This is a genomic window from Singulisphaera sp. GP187 (genome assembly GCF_900129635.1).
In the GTDB taxonomy this organism is placed as follows: domain Bacteria; phylum Planctomycetota; class Planctomycetia; order Isosphaerales; family Isosphaeraceae; genus Singulisphaera.
On record NZ_FSRB01000001.1, the window covers coordinates 2,936,523 to 2,952,488 of the forward strand.

Sequence of the window (15,966 nt, forward strand, 5' to 3'; positions counted from 1 at the left end):
CCCCGCCGACAGGCAGATGCTCGGGTCGAAACTCGCAGAGCAAACGGAGTGCCGAACACTCTTGGAGTGTCCTTAGCATCATAATTACGACTCTTCCTCGTCGCGGGCGGTGTGGCGGACGTAGAGGATTTGAACCACGTCATCAGCTACGGTGAATAGAATGCGATGTTTGCTGTGCTTTGACCTGCCGTAAAGCAACTCGCGGATTTCGACGGGAAATTTGTGACTTTCTGAAGCGATGGGGCAACGGTTGGGATGGCGTGTAAGCGTCTCGATGTTCTCGAACAGTTGTTGATACCACTTTTCGGCGAAGATCGGTGAGATATGCTCGTACATCCAAGCATACGCGGCGTCGGCTTCAGCTTGGGCCTGGGCGGTGATCGAAATCCGATACATCACACGGTAATCCCGTGCTTTGCCCTGACGTGTTCCTTAAACTCGTCCAGACTGCTCGTCCTCCCGGCGACAACATCATCTAAGCCCCGGCGGATGCCCTCGATCACCTTGGCCTCTTCCGCCAAATCGAGCAATTTTTGGTAAGACACGGCATCCTGCACCACGAGTTCGGCCTTACCGTTGATGGTGAGGACCACTGGCTCACCCGTATCCTTCAACTGCTTGAGGAAGTCGGGAGTATTCTTCTTGAAATCGGTCAGCGAATGGATGTCGCGGTCAAGATTCATGGCCTACCTCTTGAAGTGCTAAAAGGAATCTAATTCGATCCTAGCACCCTTCGGGAGTCTTTTCCAGCCAAAGGTTATAGGCCATCGTGCGTGTTGCCCAGAAACACGAAAAATCAAGACATTAATAGACTCAAAGTGACCAATAGGGAAGGGATTTTGCGACGAGAACCCGTGTGCATCCGCGATTTATCTCGTACCGATTCGGATCCGGTTCGTCGTGAACAAACGACCAAGGGAACGGTGGAGCGGCCCTGATTGTGGCGGGCTGCTCGATCGGGGTCCGGGCCGTTATAAACCGCGACGATTTCCCGGGAACCGTGGGCGGAGGGCCCGCGGTCCCTGGGAAATCGACGCTCGCAACCGATCGGTGGTGGGCTCAGCGACGGAGTGCCCGTTGGAGTAAGCTCGAGGATCGAGAGGGGCGCGGGGTCTGAGCCGGAGCCGGAGCCGGAGCTTGGGCCGCGACCTCGATCCACATCTTCGGCACGTCTCCGGGCGCGGGGGGCTTGTCACCCAGGCCATCGGCGTCGCGGGCGATCAGGCTGATTCCAAAGAGACCGGCCGTCTTGAGGTCCACCTGGATCGGCGAGACGCGATCGGGGTCCTTGCCCTGCTTGCTCCAAGTCTTACCGCCATCCTCGGTGACCCAGATCTCGACAACCGCGGGCCGGCCGTCAGGACCGGCGCGGTCGACTGCGTAGTCAAGAAGGAACTGAGGTCCAGGCACCTTGAGCGTGTTGGTCGCGTGGGGTGCCGAAGCCGCGGACGGAGTGAGTGCGTCGGCGCGTCTCGTCAAGGCAGCCATTCCAACGCCGGGATCGGTTCCGAGATCCAAGGGAGCCTGAGCCTTCGAGGTCTGCAATGGCGGCACCGGTTGCTCGAGGCCCGCTCCCTGGGGAACGTCGTGGCCTGGAGCCGGTGCTTCACGAGTCCCCTTGTCTCCGACTCCGACCGGGGGACTTGCCAGCGACTCCAGCGAAAGCGGCGCGGATGCAATTTGCGTGGCGAAGGGAGCCCCGTCGCCCGTCGCAACCGACGATGCGGTCCCGTCGGCGTGCGGCTCGACGGCCACCGGAGCGGGCATGGAGGCGGGTACGGGAACCGAAGAGAGGTGGGCAATGTCCTGAGCCGAAGCCAGAATCGGGGCCACGGCTCGTTGGGGTTCCGGTTGGAAATCCCGATTCCCAGGGAGTCCCTTGGCATCGCCTGGCCTTGGGAGCGTCTGGCTTTCCGCCTGGGCGGATGACTGACGGGGCGGCAAGCCCCCTGGTAAAGCCGCCATCGAAATCGGGTCGACCGGGGACGCCGAATCCTGAGCCCGGTCGAGTTGGGGAGCGGACGCGGGCTGGGGCTCGTTCGTGTTCGCCGAAGCGGGCGCGGTTACCACCGATGGTCCTGGCTTGCTCGATCCAAGAATAAGGATCTTTTCCGACTTATTCCCCGCAATGTCGAGCGCCGTGGCACGGATATGCAGCGGCTGAGCGACGCCGGAATCCCAGGTCACAACCCCGGGCGCCTCGTGCGAGTCGATCGGGACCGGGCGCCATACTTTTTGTCCCTCCACCTGGTATTCGAGGACCGGCGGATGGATATCGGGATAGTCATCGCGGACCTCCCAGCGCACCGAGGCCAGGCTCGCGCTCCGGACCAGCGGCTCGAGCACAATCGACGGCGGCGTCGTATCGACGACGATCTTCATGCTCGGCTCGATCCGCGCATCGTCGGCCGGAATGAGCCGCCCCTGCGAGTCCACGGACCGGACGGCAAGCCAATACTCGCCGTCGTGTTCGGCGTTGAAGGTGAACGCGGGCCGATCGGGGGTGGTCACCCCTTGCTGCTTCCAATGACGTCCCTGGTCGTCGGAGCCCCAGAGTTGGAGCTCGCGTCGTCGCGCACGCTCATCGGGATTGATCTGGAACGGAACGCGAAAGGATCGCGCCTTTTGATAGATGACCGGCGGCCCCTTCGCAGAGGGGGGGGACTGAGCCGCAGCCGTTGGGTGCGGCTCGATCCCCAGGGCCACGGCCAAGGCGAGCCCTGCAATCGCAAGCCGCACTCGAACTCTACTCGGCTGCATATGATCCCTCCTTGGATCAACGCCCCTCGAATCCGTCGACAAGAAGAGAGACACCGTCGAGATCAGCGATCTTCGCTTGATCACTCGCGTCGAGCGGAAACGGGTCCAGCCCGTGCGATCTCTTCGCGATTCCGCGGATTCAACCGGCCTCACCATTCCGTGCCCCCACCCCGATCACGTCGTCCATCCTTGTCCAACGTCACCCGATCTGTCTCGGCAGGACAAGTCCAGGAGGGGAACCCGGCGCGTGCGTATACTCCTGATGCCTCCGTCAAGAGACGGATCGATAGTCTCGAGGATCCACACTCACACACGGCGCGGAATGTAACCGATGTCCCCCTTTGCGACAAGCGCGGTTCCCACCTCGCTCGAACGCTTAAATCAACCAAATCGACTCGGCCCTGGGGAAATCGACTCGATTGACCCTCGCGCGGAATAGAATCATTCTGCAGACACGGCCTCCAAATTGCTTCGGGTAGGTCATTGGCCGAATCCACTTCCGGGTTCGGCCACGCCGGGATCACGAGGAAAATGCGATGAGCCAAGAGCGCTCGATGCTCCGAGGCAATGCCGGTCCGATCCGAATCGAGCGGACTGAAAAAGGGATCGCCCAGATCACGGCCGAAACTGCCGACGACGCCTTGCTCGGGCTCGGATATTGCCATGGGCGCGACCGTGGACTTCAGATGCGACTGGTCCGGATTTTCGGACGCGGGCAGGCCTGCGAGCGGCTCCGTGACAGCGAGGCGATGCTCGAGATCGATCGCTTCTTCCGCCGCCTCAACTTCTGTGGCGACGCCGCCGAGCAAACCGCGGCGCTAACACCTCGCGTGCAACAGGGGAACGAGGCGTACGACCAGGGCGTGAACCTCGCCTTCGAAGAGCTTGGCGTCCCCTGGGAGCTTCGGGTCCTCGGCGGAACGTCCAGGGACGACCCCTGGACCTTTGCCGACGTCTATCTCATGGCCAAGGTGATCGGCTACGTCGCACTCGCGATCAGCCAGAACGAGATCGAACGCTGGATCATCGAGTGCGTGCAGAATGGCATCAGCCGGCGCTTGCTCGAAGAGCTGTTTCCGGGACAGCTCGAGGGGCTGGACGAGGAGGCGTTGCGTCGCGTTCAGCTTCAGGAGCGGATCGTGCCCGAAGCCCTCTGGCAGGTGCCGGGGCTCCCCGCGGCGATGGCCTCGAACAACTGGGTCGTGGCCGGAACGAAAACCCGTTCAGGCCGGCCAATCGCCTGCAACGACCCGCATTTGCAGGTCAACCGGCTCCCCGCCTTCTGGTACGAGGCAGTGCTCCGTTGGACCTCCCAGGAGGGGGCCCTGCGCTACGCCATGGGGGGCTCGATCCCCGGTATCCCCGGCATCGTCATCGGACGCAACCCCGACGTGGCCTGGACCGTCACCTACGCGTTCATGGACTGCGTCGATTCCTGGATCGAAGACTGTCGCGACGGGCAGTATCGTCGCGGCCAGGACTGGTTCCCGTTTCGAGTCCGCGAAGAAACGATCCAGCGCAAACGGAACCCGCCAGTCGCGGTTCAGTATCATGAGAACGACCACGGCACCTTAGCCGGAGACCCCCACAAACCAGGCCATTACCTCACCACCCGCTGGTCGTGTGGCGAACAGACCGGCGCGATGTCGCTCGAGGCGATCCTGGGAATGTTCGAGGCTCGATCCGTTGATGAGGGACGGGCGAACTTAAGGCATCTCTGCAACTCTTCATGGAATTGGCTGCTCGCTGACCGGGACGGAAACATCGGCTACCAGATGGCGGGCAAGATGCCGCTCCGTCGGCCGGGAACCTCGGGGCTCGTCCCTTTGCCCGGCTGGGAGCCTGAGAACGACTGGCGCGGGTTCGCCGCAACCGAGGATTTGCCCCAATGCGTCAACCCGCCCGAGGGCTATCTGGCGACCGCCAACGATAACCTGAACCGGTATGGCAAGCTTAAACCAATTAGCCTGTGCGTCGCTCCCTATCGCGCCGAGCGAATCCGGGCCGAACTCTCCCGTCCGGGGCCGTTCACACTCGAAGACATGAAGACGTTACAGTTTGATGTGCACTCCACCCAGGCCGAACGATTCATGGCCATCCTTCGGCCGCTGCTCGACGCCGCCGAACCGGGGGAGAACCGGCAGATCCTCCTCGACTGGGATCTCGCCTATCATGACGACTCGCGCGGCGCCTACCTGTTCGAACAGCTTTACCGGGAGTTACTCCAAGCCGTCTTCGGTGGTCAGCACGTCACGCAGCACCCGCGCACCCACCTGGGCGTCCCGGTCGTGAACCATCTGCTCGACGAGACGACCCTGATGGCCGAATACTACGGCGCCTTCGACGCCGTCCTCCTCTCCGAGCATTCCCTCTGGTTCGGCAGCCGACCGCGTCACGAACTCTATGCGACGGCCCTCGCTCGAGTCCTCAGCCTCGAACCGCAACGCTACGGCGACTCTCGCGGGATGAAGCTGGAGCATCTCATCCTCGGCTCCAAGTTGCCGACGATTCTCGGCTTCGATCGCGGCCCGATCCCACTCAAGGGAGGCCGGGCGACCGTCCATCAAGGTCAGTGGCTCCGCGCCCAAGGGCGCCGGATCGCCTGCGGCCCGTCGTACCGCTTCGTCACCGACCTGGCCACCGACGAGATGCAGACCACACTCCCCGGCGGCCCGAGCGACCGCCGATTCTCGCCATGGTATGTGAATGGCTTGCTGGACTGGCTGAATGGAAACTACACCGTCCTGCGGGGAACCGACCGGCCCTGATTGCGGGTCAGGCATGGCGGAATCTTCCCGTAGGGTGGGCACGGCCCACCATCTTAACCTCCCATTTGGCAAGGAGATCAGGATGGTGGGCCGTGCCCACTCTACGGGAGGAATTCGATTCTCGCCGCGAACCGATCATGAATCATTGATGATTTCACAATGGGTTCAATGAGGCTCTACCCTGAGCAATCCCAAAACGGCAATCGTTCAGAGCCACAGGGGAAATCCCGGAAAATTCAACGCACGGGCAGGCCGGCCCGCTGGGTCACCGCCGGGGTCTTGATGAGCTTGGCCAACGCTTGATCGAGAGCGGGCCCGCGCAGTTCCAGGCGAATGATCGTGCCTTCGGGGTCGATCAGGAACGTGGCCGGGATCGAGTTTACGCCGAAGGCCTCGACAAGGTCGCCGCCACTGCTGGAGTTATGGACTTGCCGCCACGGGATGTTCCGCGCCTTGACGAAGTCGAGAAGCGCCGTCTTCGTTTCATCAAGGCTGACGCCCACAACCTCGAACCCGCCGCCATGATATTTTGCGTACGCCTCTTGGACGTTCGGCAGCTCGGCGATGCAAGGGGCACACCAGGTCGCCCAGAAGTCGACCAGGACGTACTTACCCTTGAGGTCGGCGAGCCGCAACGGCGCTCCCTTGACGTCCTTGACCGCGGCGTCGGGGGCCGGCTTATTCACCTTGTCGAGCCGGCTCAGGTCGCTCTGAATCTTCTGCCGCAACGTCGGGCTCTCGCCATACCGTTCCAGCAAGGTCTCGTAAACCTGACGCGCGACCGAGTATTCCCCCGCGGCCGTCGCGGCGTTGGCCAGGGTGTCGGTAAAGTTCGCGGCGAACTCTTCTTGGTCGTCTTTGCCAAGCCCGCGCATCAGTTCCTTGTAGCGTCCCAGGGCTTCGGCATACTTTCCAGCCTGGGCGCGGGACATCGTGCTAACAATCCGTGCGAGCGATTGAATCGGGCCGTCGGGCTGATCGGCCAGGTATCGGGCCGCGATCGCCTCGTGCTCAGCGAACCAGTCGTGCTCGATGGCCTTATTGAAGAGGAGCATGTAGGCCTGTTCAACATCCTCGGCTTTTGGATGTTCATTGATGTAGAGCTTCAGGTCTTGAAGCAAGGCGCGATCGTGCTTGTCCTGGAGCGCCGCGACGGTCGGACTCTTCGGTTCCTGGGCGGCGACCGCCGAGGCGGTCACCGCGGTCAGGATCAGAGTGGCGATCAGAGTCTGGAAGTTCGACACGAAAGTCCTCTCTTTTTTTTCATCCTGTCGGGCTCGTTCGACGAGGGCCCGAACGACCCACGTCATCGAACGTCAGGCCGATCCGCCGGCGACCTGTGCGGCCACCGGGCGCGGGTCATGAGCCGGCTGAGGCGTGGGGATCAGGTCGCGGATGACCTCGTTCCACCGGGCACAGCAAGTCGCCCGCTCGTGCGAATCGAGGAAGGCCGCGCGGGCGAGTTGGCCCATCCGATCGGCCCGGTCGGGGTCGGAGGCAAGCCCGCTCAGCGCGTCGACCAGGCCGTCAACATCTCCCAGGCGAAGCGTCAGACCACAGCCCGCCTCACGAATCGTATCCGCCGATTCGCTATGTTCGGGCCCGACGAAAATCGCAGGTCGCCCCGAAGCCATGGCCCCGTAGAGCTTTCCCGGAACCACGATGCCCGTCATCTCCCGACGCATCGAGATCAAGTGGACATCGGCGATGGAGAGAGACGCGTGCAACTGTTCCCTCGGGAAATAGTCGAGGAGCCGGATGTTGTCCAACCCCTCGGTCTCCTTCGCCGAGCGCACCTCGACGAGACGAGGTCCGGCCCCCACGAAGAGAAAGACGATGTTCGAGCACTCGCGGAGTCGCCGGGCCGCGCCGAGGAATTCCTCGAACGAATGCGCCAGGCCGAGATTGCCGGAATACATCGCGACGAACTTGTCCGACAGCCCGAGCTCGGCCCGAAGCGGATGCCCGAAGCGAGGCATCGGGTAAATCTCTTCGCGACGGCTCCAGACCGGCACCGTGACCAGGCGATCTCGATGGACCCGTTTGGCCGCGATCCGGTCGGCCATGTAAGGACCGAGCACGACGACCGTATCGGCCTGGCGATAGACTAAGTCACTCAGAGCGGCGAGTGCGGCCACGATCGGGTTGCGACGCGACATCCGGCCCAGGGCCAAGCTCGCGTCGGGATGGAGGTCCATGCTCCAGTAGACGTGCCGCGTTCCCTTGAAGCGCCTCAACAGCGTGCCGATGAGCCCGATGATCGGCGGCGTGCTCAGGGTCACGACCACGTCGAACCGGGGCATGGTCAGCCCCGAGGCCATCGCTCGCGCGTAGAAACTCAGGTAGTCGATCATCCGGGTCAGCGTGCTGCGCCGGCCCAGCGAAGTCGTCGGCACCCGATGAATCTGGACGCCGTTGTGGACCTCGAACGCGGGAGGACGCGGCGTGCCCGGCTTGTACCCCCCCTGCCCGCAGAGGACGTGGCACTCATAGCCGTCGGCCGCCAGCGACTCGACCAGATCGGCCAGATGCTGCGCGGTGGACGCGTGGTCGGGCCAGTAGTACTGGTTGACGAACAGGAGCCGCCCGGACTGAAGAGGGGGCGTGTCTTCCCCCCCAAGCTGCCGGGAACCGGAGCCGGCCATTTCACGAGCGCGCGGCGAGGCTTCTCGACCTCGCGCGAAAACGCCGAAAGCCCTTCTGAACCATGCTTTCACCACTTGGTGTCCGCCTGGGCCTTGTTGGCCCGGTACCAGGCAATCGTCTTAGCCAGGCCGGACGACAAGTCGGTCGGCGCAATCCAGCCATCGAGCGCCTGTGTCATCCGGGTCACGTCCAGGACCTTCTTGGCCGCGCCATCGGGCTTGTCGGCATTCCAGACGACCTGGCCCGCGTAGCCGGTCACCGTGTTGATCGTCTCAACCAGCTCCCGAATCGACGTGCCGATGCCCGTACCGATATTCAACGGCATGGCCGCGTCGTCGTACTTCTCCGCCGCCAGCACGATCGCGTCTGCACAGTCTTCAACATAAATGAATTCGCGGATCGGCTTGCCCGTGCCCCAAACCTCGAGGCTCGGTGACTTGTTCAGCTCCGCGTCGACCCACTTGCGGACCAGGGCCGCCACCACGTGCGAGCGATCGGGGTTGTACGAGTCACCCGGGCCGTACAGGTTGGTCAGGATCAGGTGGATCGAGTCGAGGCCGTACTGCCGCTTGTACGCCTGGGCCTGCACGGCCATCATCTTCTTGGTCAGGCCGTAGTTCACCACGCTCGCGTGGCAGGGACCGGCCCAGAGATCCTCTTCCTTGAGGTTCCCCTCAAGGTAGCCGGGATAGCTACAGGCCGTGCCGATGGCGACGAACTTATTGACCTTGGCCAGGCGGGCGGCCTCCATCAGGTTCGCGCCCATGACCAAGTTCGAGTAATAGAGCTTGGCCGGCTCGGCGACGTTGATTCCAATCCCGCCGTAATAGGCGGCGGTGTGGAAGAGCATGTCGCAAGGATGCTCGAGAAGGCACCTCAGGCAGGCTTCGAGCGTCGTCAGGTTATAGTCACGCTGGCGAGGAACGAAGACCTTGGCCCCCAACCCCTCGAGCCGCTTGACAAGATGCTGGCCGAGGAACCCCGCCCCCCCCGTAACCGTCACGCGCTTGTCCGACCAGAAGCCTTGCATCGGTGTCCGTCCTCCCTGAGGTCCTGTCTCGCTTTGGTGCATGCCTTGCGTCGAAAGCATCATCGTCGATTCGAGCGGTTGACGCTCGAGTTTCGCACTTCGGGATGGCTGGGGTCCGTTCTCGGACCCCGCCCGGTGCGTGGGCCAGAAGACCGGGGGCCAAGTACGGACCCCAGCCACTCAGAGCGCTCCGCCATTGATCCAACCGATCGAAAACCGCTAAGCCGTTGGTCGCGGTTTTCTTTGATTCTCTTAAATCGGCGACCGTGGTCGCGATGCAAAAACCGCTGGGTGCCACGGGTTGGACTCAACCCGTGAGCGACCGCCCAGGCTTTGGGCTCACGGGTTGAGTCCAACCCGTGGCACCCGGGCTTACAGATCATTCCATATCAAGAAAGACCTGGTCCACCGACTTAGACGTTGGCGAACGGGTTCTGGAACTCGATCAACTGGGCGGCGCGGACCAGCTCGGCGATGCCGCGGTCCAGATCGACCGTGGTCTCGAACCCCTTGGCGCGAATCTTCTCGTACGAGACTTCGTAATTCCGCTGATCGGCGTCGCTGCCGAACTCGGCGAAGTGGAGGTAGAAGTCGACATGTTCGAGGATCTTCCGCGCCACGTCTTCCTTGGTGAAGTTCATGGTCTCGTGGCCGACGTTGTAGACGTCGTCCTTGACCGTGTCCCACTTCTCCAGGGCGAAGATCATCGAACGGGCCATGTCGCGGACGTGGACGAAGGTCCGCTTGAACCCGCCTTGGTAGACGATCAGGCTCTTGTTCTTCACCGCCTGGTAGGTGAAGTCGTTGGGCATCAGGTCGAGCCGCATCCGGTTGCTGACGCCGAAGGCGGTCGCGTAGCGGTAGGCGATCCCGTTGCCGGCGTCGAGCACCATCTGCTCGGCGGTCGCCTTGGTCTCACCGTAGAGCGTGATCGGAGCGCGCGGGGTCTTCTCGTTGCAGATGTAGTCGGGCACGGCGCCGTAGATGCTGCCGGTCGACGCGAAGATGACCTTCTGGTCGGGCTTCCGCAGATTGAGCAGGGTGCGGGTGCCGTCGACGTTGGTCGCCTGGGCCAACTGCGGCTCTTTCTTGCAGGCCGGGTAGCCGACGATCGCGGCGAGGTGGACGACCGCGTCGACACCATCGAGGGCCTTCTTGACCCCGGCTTCGTCGGTGACGTCCCCTTTGATCAGCTCGAAGGACCGGTGCTGGCAGCAAGGGAGGAGTCCCTGGCCGCCGAACTTGAGCGAGTCATAGACCCGCACGCTGTGCCCCTGTTCCAGGAGCATGGGGACGAGAGTCGAGCCAACATAGCCGGCGCCGCCGGTGACGAGGATGCGCATGGGAAGTCCATCCTTGGGTGCTGATGATTCGCGGTGTTTAAAACGTGATCAAGTGAAGGGGCGGGCGGCAAGGCGAGACGTGTACTCAGCGCCGGGGCCTCGTCCTTGCGGCTGATCTCTGTTGCATATTCTGTGGCGACAGGGACCTCTTTCCATGGCCCAATGACGTTCGGATTGACGGCCAAAGCCGCACCGAAACCGATCGTCACCTGAGCGAACCCGTCGGTCGCTACTATCGAAAAGTCGAGCCGACCTGTCAACGCCACTTCCCGCCGATCCGCGGGCGAAGGCAAACCGGATTGCCCCGGATTCGGCCGCGTTCCCACCGATGCATCATGCCAAGCACACCGTCAGCTTCGGAACGATCTCCAGCGGTCGGGAACCTCGATCAGGGTTGGCCCCTGACGCTCGAGGGCCGCGGTGACGGCCTCCCTCAGCGCGGCGGCGTCGTTGGCCCGAGCGGCGGGGACGCCGAACGCGTCGGCCAGCTTGAGAAAGTCGGGGTTGTTCAGCTCGACGTCGAGATATCTTTCCTCATGGACCCGTTTCTGGATGTTCTTGATCGCACCGTAGCTGGAATCGTTGTGAACGATCGCGATCACGGGGAGTTGGTATCGGGTCGCCGTCGCGAGTTCCTGGGCGGTCATCAGAAAGCCGCCATCGCCGCTGACGGAGACCACGGGCGCGCCTTCACGTGCCACGGCGGCGCCGAGGGCCGCGGGAAATCCCCATCCGAGCGTGATATAGTTGGAGGGATAGAAAAGGCGCCGTGGTCCGTACGAGGTCCAATCCGTGTGCAGCCGGTAGCCCATTTCGCAAGCGTCCGAGAAGACGGGAATGGCGTCAGGCAAAACCGCGCGGAGCGTCTCGATCAGCCATTCGGGACGCGCGGGCCGCGCTGCCCGCGCCTGTTCCCAGATCGCGTCCCAGCCGCCGGTTCGTTGTCCCTCGGGTAACTCCCGAAGGAGCTCCGTGAGCGCGGCCTTCGCGTCGGCCTCGATGCCGACGGCAACCGGGTGGTTCATGCCAATCTGATCGGAGTCGACGTCGATTTGGACCAGGTTCGCCGGAACCGGCATGCGTCTCCAGTCGGTCATCACCTCGGTGAATCGGCAACCGATCGCGAGCATCGCATCCGCGTGGTGCAAGGCTTCCTTGGCGCGTGCCGAGCGGGCGTGTCCCAGCGAGTAGGGATCGCGCTCGTCGAGAATCCCCTTCCCGTTGAGCGAGGTGACGACCGGCGCGCCGAGGCGTTCGGCAACGGCGCGAACCTCGGCCGCCGCCCCCGCCCAGAGCGCGCCTCCTCCGGCCAGGATGATCGGTCGTTGGGAATCACGGAGCAACGCGACGGCCTCGGCGATCGCCGCGGTCGGCAACTCAACCGCGGGGGTCGGAGCCGCCGCGACACTCACGGAGGTGGAGGCCGGTCGTTCTTCCCGCATGAGATCCTGGGGCAGGAAGAGCGCCGTGGGGCGCGGTCGGCCACGACTCATCGCCTCGGACGCCTGAACGAGCATCGCGGAAATGTCATCGACGTTGCAGACGGTGCCGCACCACTTGGTCACCGGCCGGAAGATCGACTCCAGGTCAATCTCATGATAGGCCCCACATTCCTGATGAATGCGATCGGCATTGACCTGTCCGGCGAGCAGCAGGATTGGCACCGAGTCGGCCCAGCACTCGGCGACCCCTGTCAGCGCGTTGGTCGCACCGGGACCGGCCGTCGTGCAGACCAGGCCCGGCCTGCCGGTCACTCGGGCGTAGCCGTCGGCGGCAAACGCGCCGGCCTGCTCGTTGCGCGTCAGAATCGTGGCGATCGAGCCCTGGCGGCGGAGCGCATCGTAAATCGAGGTCGAATGGGAACCCGGCATCCCGAAGAGGTGTCGGAATCCATGTCGGAACAGCCCATCAACCAGGATATCGGCACCATTTATCATGGTAAACTCTCTCAGTCCCGTTTAAACGTGGGGGCTGATCCACTGGATCCTGTCCCGCGAGACTGTACCCGAACGACCTGAGCGCGGGTAGGGAGCGGTCGCGCCGCAAGCGAACCGTACCGGATCAGGCGGCCGGCCCTCCTCAGCCTTGAAGGTCGCCCGCAACCGGTTGCCACGCTTCGACATTGAGATCCGAATCCGTTAGGATGAACCACGAACTTGGCGGCCGGCTTGTGGGACCGTGGCGAGAGGACCAAAGGCGATGGCGTCGTTGACGTTGCCCAGCCGAAAATTCCTTGAGGACCTTGCGGCCAAAGTGCCTGGGCGTCCGTCGTACGCCACCGAGGTCGTCGACCTGATCTTGGCCGAAGCCCGGGCGCTGGGCGCGAGCGATGCTCACTTGCAGCCGACGGCCGACGGACTCGAGATCCGCTGGCGGATCGACGGCGTCTTGCAACCGGGGGGGAACCTGCCGCTCGGGGTGGCCGCCAACGTGATCGCGCGGCTCAAGGTGCTGGCGGACCTGCTGACCTATCGGACCGACGTCCCGCAGGAAGGTCGGATCCGGGCCGCGCCGGGCGATGTTGAGATGCGTCTGAGCCTCTTCCCAACGCTCTACGGCGAGAAGGCCGTCATCCGTCTCTTCGCCGCCTCCGGGCGCTACCTTCGGCTCGACGACTTGCAGTTGCCGGCCGAGATTCAGGAGACGCTCAGGCGGCTCCTCGGGGCAACCTCGGGAGCGATCATCCTCAGTGGGCCGGCAGGAAGCGGCAAGACGACCACGATCTACGCCTGCCTCCGCGAGCTCGTGGCCTCGACCGAAGGCCGAAGGAACCTGGCCACGCTCGAGGATCCGATCGAAGTGCCGGTCGCCGGTGTCGCCCAGTCTCAGGTCAATCACGCGGCGGGGTTCACGCTCGAGACCGGGCTCCGCTCCCTGTTGCGGCAGGATCCCGAGGTGATCGTGGTCGGGGAAATCCGTGACCCGGCCACCGCCGAAATGGCGTTCCAGGCGTCGCTCACCGGCCATCTGGTCCTGACCACGTTCCACGCCGGGAGCGCGGCGGGCGTGATCGGCCGGCTCTCCGACATGGGGATCGAGCCGTACCTGCTCCGCAGCGGCACGCTCGCGATCGTCAGCCAGCGGCTCGTCCGCAAGCTTTGCACCTGCGCCCGCGCAACCACGAACCCCACGCACCTGCTCGGCCTCGCGGTCGCGCGGGCCTGCTTGCCCGAGGGATGCGACCTCTGCGGCGGGACCGGCTACCGCGGGCGGATGGTCCTGGCCGAGATGCTCGTCCCCGAGTCGAACGCGCTCGGGACCGCGATCCTGGCACGCACCGACGTGGAACGGCTCGGCCGGTTGGCGGTCGAAGCCGGGATGATCGACCTCTGGGCGCGCGCTCGACACGCGATCGAGGAGGGGCTGACCTCCCCCGCTGAAGTGCGCCGGGTTCTTGGTGTCACGTGATGCCGGCCGAGTACGCGCTCGCATCCGGCCGGCATCCACACTTGCCGGAATCGGCAAGCGCTCATTCGATCAAGGTTTCAACTTCTCAACGTCCTCTTGGATCAATTTGAGGAAGTCGTCGTCGTTGGCTTCAATCATCGGCGCAGGGGCGATTTTGAAGTCCTCGGGCAGGACGTCGTCGAAGTCGGCCTCGTCGGCCGAGACCCGCTCGATCGTTTCGGGAGCGTGGGTGGCTCGGCTCCGATGCTTCGGCTTGTTGTCATCGGTATCGAGGCCGGCCAATTCCATCAGCGAATGCCGCTTCTTGGTCTCCGAGATCTCTTCGTCAAGGAGTTGATCCTTGCTGAAGATGCCCACGGGACCGCCTGGCTCATAGTCGATCGTGAAAAAGTGGGTGGCGATGCCCAACTCATCGTCGGGCATGATGCTGTGCTCGCTCGCGATTTGCGACCCATTGACGGTCGTCCCGTTGGTGCTGCCGAGATCGCGAATGTGCCAGACGCTGTTCACGAGCCGCAAGACGCAGTGTTTACCCGAGACATTGGTGAAGTCAAGACTGATGTCGCAGGAGGCCCGGCGGCCAACGACGACTTCGGCCTTGAGCAACGAGATGGGGTCCCCGCCGCCCGTGGGCGTCAGGATCCCGAGCACCTTGGTGTCGGACGTCATGGAGAGTCCTCCCATCGACGTTGACAGAGAATGAGGTTAAATGGGAACGAATGAGCCTTCATGGTAGCCAGGTCGACCACGTGCGCTCAAGAGCGACCAACGACCCGGGTCGATCACGAAATCAAATCTAGGTCAGGGTCTGGAACCGAGCCTCCCCTTCGGATAGCTTCGGGCCAAAATGCCACGAAATGAATCCGAGGCACCTCGAGAGCCGTGTGTGCGACTCGAGACCTCCACGATTCCAGGGGGAACCGACCATGCGATCAGACATTTCGCGAGAGCTGACACGGCGAGAGCTCCTGACGGCCGGTCTGGCCGCGGCCGGCGCCCTGGCGCTTCACACCCAAGTGAAGGCCGCCCCCAGTGCCGCCGAAGGGCCGTACGGCCCGTTCAAGATGGGCCTGCAAAGCTACTCGCTCCGAGGCTACATGGCCAACGGAAAACCGGACGTCGAAAAAGCGCTGGCGATTACCAAGGATCTGGGCCTGCACCACTGGGAAGCCTATCCCGCCCATTTCCCCATCGTCGCGTCCGCGGACGAAATCGCCGGCTACAAAAAGAAGTCGGCGGCCCACGGGGTCTCGGTGATTGGTTACGGCGTCATCCCATTCACGAAAGACCATGAGGCCAACCGCAAATTCTTTGAGTACGCCAAGGCCATGGATTTCGGCTACCTGTCGGCGGATCCCGCCCTGGACAGTTTCGACAGCCTCGACAAATTGGTCGAGGAGTACGGCGTGGGTGTCGGCATCCACAACCATGGTCCGGGACACCACTACGCCCTGATCGATACGATTGCCGCGACGATCAAGAATCACCACCCCAAAATTGGCTGCTGCATCGACACCGGCCACTTCCTCCGGTCAAACGAAGACCCCGTTCGCGCCGCCGAAGTCTTCGGTAAGCGAATCTACGGCGTCCACCTGAAAGACGTCAAAGAGAATAAGGCGGCCAAGGACGTCACGGAACGGATGAAGTTCACCGTGCTCGGCCACGGCGACCTGCGCACCGCCGAGTTGCTGAAAGTTCTCGCCGGGCTCGACTACCAGTATTGCCTGGCTCTCGAGTACGAAGAGAACGTCCTGAACCCGGTCGCGGACCTGCGAGCCTGTCTCGCCGCCGTCCGTGAGGCGGTCAGTACCCTCAAAAAGAGCTGATCGCGAAGTCGGAAACCAAGCGCTCGCCCTCGGCATGGCCCGATCGGATCGATCGGGCCATGCCCACCTACCGAAGCTTGGACCGCCGCCCAGGACCGACGCGATCACCCGCACTGAACAATGGGCCGCCGGACGCCGAAAATAAGAATTAAGGCTTGAGGAGAAACCGGCCACGGGCCTGCTTG

The 15,966-nt window shown here is 63.4% G+C and carries 12 protein-coding genes; 3 read left to right on the forward strand and 9 right to left on the reverse strand.

Annotation, left to right across the window (positions count from 1 at the left end):
- Positions 1-84: 84 nt before the first annotated feature.
- From BUS42_RS11450 to BUS42_RS11460, 3 genes are all read right to left on the reverse strand, one after another.
- Positions 85-396: a type II toxin-antitoxin system RelE/ParE family toxin gene (locus BUS42_RS11450; protein ID WP_083670150.1), complete on the reverse strand. Its 312-nt coding sequence runs from the start codon at positions 394-396 to the stop codon at positions 85-87.
- Entirely contained in the window at positions 396-683 is a 288-nt protein-coding gene (locus BUS42_RS11455) for a type II toxin-antitoxin system Phd/YefM family antitoxin (protein ID WP_074307028.1), read from the reverse strand. The genes BUS42_RS11450 and BUS42_RS11455 overlap by 1 nt, the downstream gene beginning before the upstream one ends.
- Positions 684-1,059: 376 nt before the next feature.
- On the reverse strand, positions 1,060-2,760 hold the full coding sequence (locus BUS42_RS11460) for a hypothetical protein (RefSeq protein WP_074307029.1): 1,701 nt from the start codon (positions 2,758-2,760) through the stop codon (positions 1,060-1,062).
- 536 nt (positions 2,761-3,296) lie between these two features.
- Between BUS42_RS11460 and BUS42_RS11465 the strand changes: the two genes are divergently transcribed.
- Complete coding sequence (locus tag BUS42_RS11465) at positions 3,297-5,528, forward strand: penicillin acylase family protein (RefSeq protein WP_074307030.1); 2,232 nt, start codon at positions 3,297-3,299, stop codon at positions 5,526-5,528.
- A 236-nt stretch (positions 5,529-5,764) separates the two neighbouring features.
- On the opposite strand, the gene BUS42_RS11470 is transcribed toward BUS42_RS11465, so the two are convergent.
- The 5 genes from BUS42_RS11470 to BUS42_RS11490 all read right to left on the reverse strand — a co-directional run bounded on the left by BUS42_RS11470 (position 5,765) and on the right by BUS42_RS11490 (position 12,484).
- Positions 5,765-6,772, reverse strand: a complete 1,008-nt coding sequence (locus BUS42_RS11470) for a TlpA disulfide reductase family protein (RefSeq protein WP_074310973.1) — start codon at positions 6,770-6,772, stop codon at positions 5,765-5,767.
- Between the two features lie 72 nt (positions 6,773-6,844).
- Positions 6,845-8,173, reverse strand: a complete 1,329-nt coding sequence (locus BUS42_RS11475) for a glycosyltransferase family 4 protein (protein ID WP_074307031.1) — start codon at positions 8,171-8,173, stop codon at positions 6,845-6,847.
- Positions 8,174-8,241: 68 nt separating this feature from the next.
- A complete protein-coding gene (locus BUS42_RS11480) occupies positions 8,242-9,204 on the reverse strand; it encodes an NAD-dependent epimerase/dehydratase family protein (protein WP_074307032.1) in 963 nt (320 codons plus the stop codon).
- Positions 9,205-9,617: 413 nt separating this feature from the next.
- Positions 9,618-10,547 carry an NAD-dependent epimerase/dehydratase family protein gene (locus BUS42_RS11485; protein WP_074307033.1) on the reverse strand — a complete coding sequence of 310 codons (930 nt, stop codon included), beginning with the start codon at positions 10,545-10,547 and terminating at the stop codon, positions 9,618-9,620.
- A gap of 350 nt (positions 10,548-10,897) precedes the next feature.
- Positions 10,898-12,484 (reverse strand): thiamine pyrophosphate-binding protein, encoded by a 1,587-nt coding sequence (locus BUS42_RS11490; RefSeq protein ID WP_074307034.1) that lies wholly within the window; start codon positions 12,482-12,484, stop codon positions 10,898-10,900.
- A gap of 262 nt (positions 12,485-12,746) precedes the next feature.
- Here BUS42_RS11490 and BUS42_RS11495 point away from each other — a divergent pair, with 262 nt between their 5' ends.
- Complete coding sequence (locus BUS42_RS11495) at positions 12,747-13,955, forward strand: GspE/PulE family protein (protein WP_074307035.1); 1,209 nt, start codon at positions 12,747-12,749, stop codon at positions 13,953-13,955.
- A gap of 69 nt (positions 13,956-14,024) precedes the next feature.
- Here the strand turns inward: BUS42_RS11495 and BUS42_RS11500 are convergent, their stop codons facing one another.
- On the reverse strand, positions 14,025-14,624 hold the full coding sequence (locus BUS42_RS11500) for an FHA domain-containing protein (RefSeq protein ID WP_074307036.1): 600 nt from the start codon (positions 14,622-14,624) through the stop codon (positions 14,025-14,027).
- A 257-nt stretch (positions 14,625-14,881) separates the two neighbouring features.
- On the opposite strand from BUS42_RS11500, the gene BUS42_RS11505 reads away from it, so the two are divergent.
- Complete coding sequence (locus BUS42_RS11505; RefSeq protein WP_074307037.1) at positions 14,882-15,781, forward strand: sugar phosphate isomerase/epimerase family protein; 900 nt, start codon at positions 14,882-14,884, stop codon at positions 15,779-15,781.
- Positions 15,782-15,966 lie beyond the last annotated feature (185 nt).

Excerpts from the sequence above, each read along its gene's own strand:
- BUS42_RS11450 (WP_083670150.1), bottom strand. The coding sequence starts at position 396 with ATGTATCGGATTTCGATCACCGCCCAGGCCCAAGCTGAAGCCGACGCC.
- BUS42_RS11455 (WP_074307028.1), bottom strand. The coding sequence starts at position 683 with ATGAATCTTGACCGCGACATCCATTCGCTGACCGATTTCAAGAAGAAT.
- BUS42_RS11460 (WP_074307029.1), bottom strand. The coding sequence starts at position 2,760 with ATGCAGCCGAGTAGAGTTCGAGTGCGGCTTGCGATTGCAGGGCTCGCC.
- BUS42_RS11465 (WP_074307030.1), top strand. The coding sequence starts at position 3,297 with ATGAGCCAAGAGCGCTCGATGCTCCGAGGCAATGCCGGTCCGATCCGA.
- BUS42_RS11475 (WP_074307031.1), bottom strand. The coding sequence starts at position 8,173 with ATGGCCGGCTCCGGTTCCCGGCAGCTTGGGGGGGAAGACACGCCCCCT.
- BUS42_RS11480 (WP_074307032.1), bottom strand. The coding sequence starts at position 9,204 with ATGCAAGGCTTCTGGTCGGACAAGCGCGTGACGGTTACGGGGGGGGCG.
- BUS42_RS11485 (WP_074307033.1), bottom strand. The coding sequence starts at position 10,547 with ATGCGCATCCTCGTCACCGGCGGCGCCGGCTATGTTGGCTCGACTCTC.
- BUS42_RS11490 (WP_074307034.1), bottom strand. The coding sequence starts at position 12,484 with ATGATAAATGGTGCCGATATCCTGGTTGATGGGCTGTTCCGACATGGA.
- BUS42_RS11495 (WP_074307035.1), top strand. The coding sequence starts at position 12,747 with ATGGCGTCGTTGACGTTGCCCAGCCGAAAATTCCTTGAGGACCTTGCG.
- BUS42_RS11500 (WP_074307036.1), bottom strand. The coding sequence starts at position 14,624 with ATGACGTCCGACACCAAGGTGCTCGGGATCCTGACGCCCACGGGCGGC.
- BUS42_RS11505 (WP_074307037.1), top strand. The coding sequence starts at position 14,882 with ATGCGATCAGACATTTCGCGAGAGCTGACACGGCGAGAGCTCCTGACG.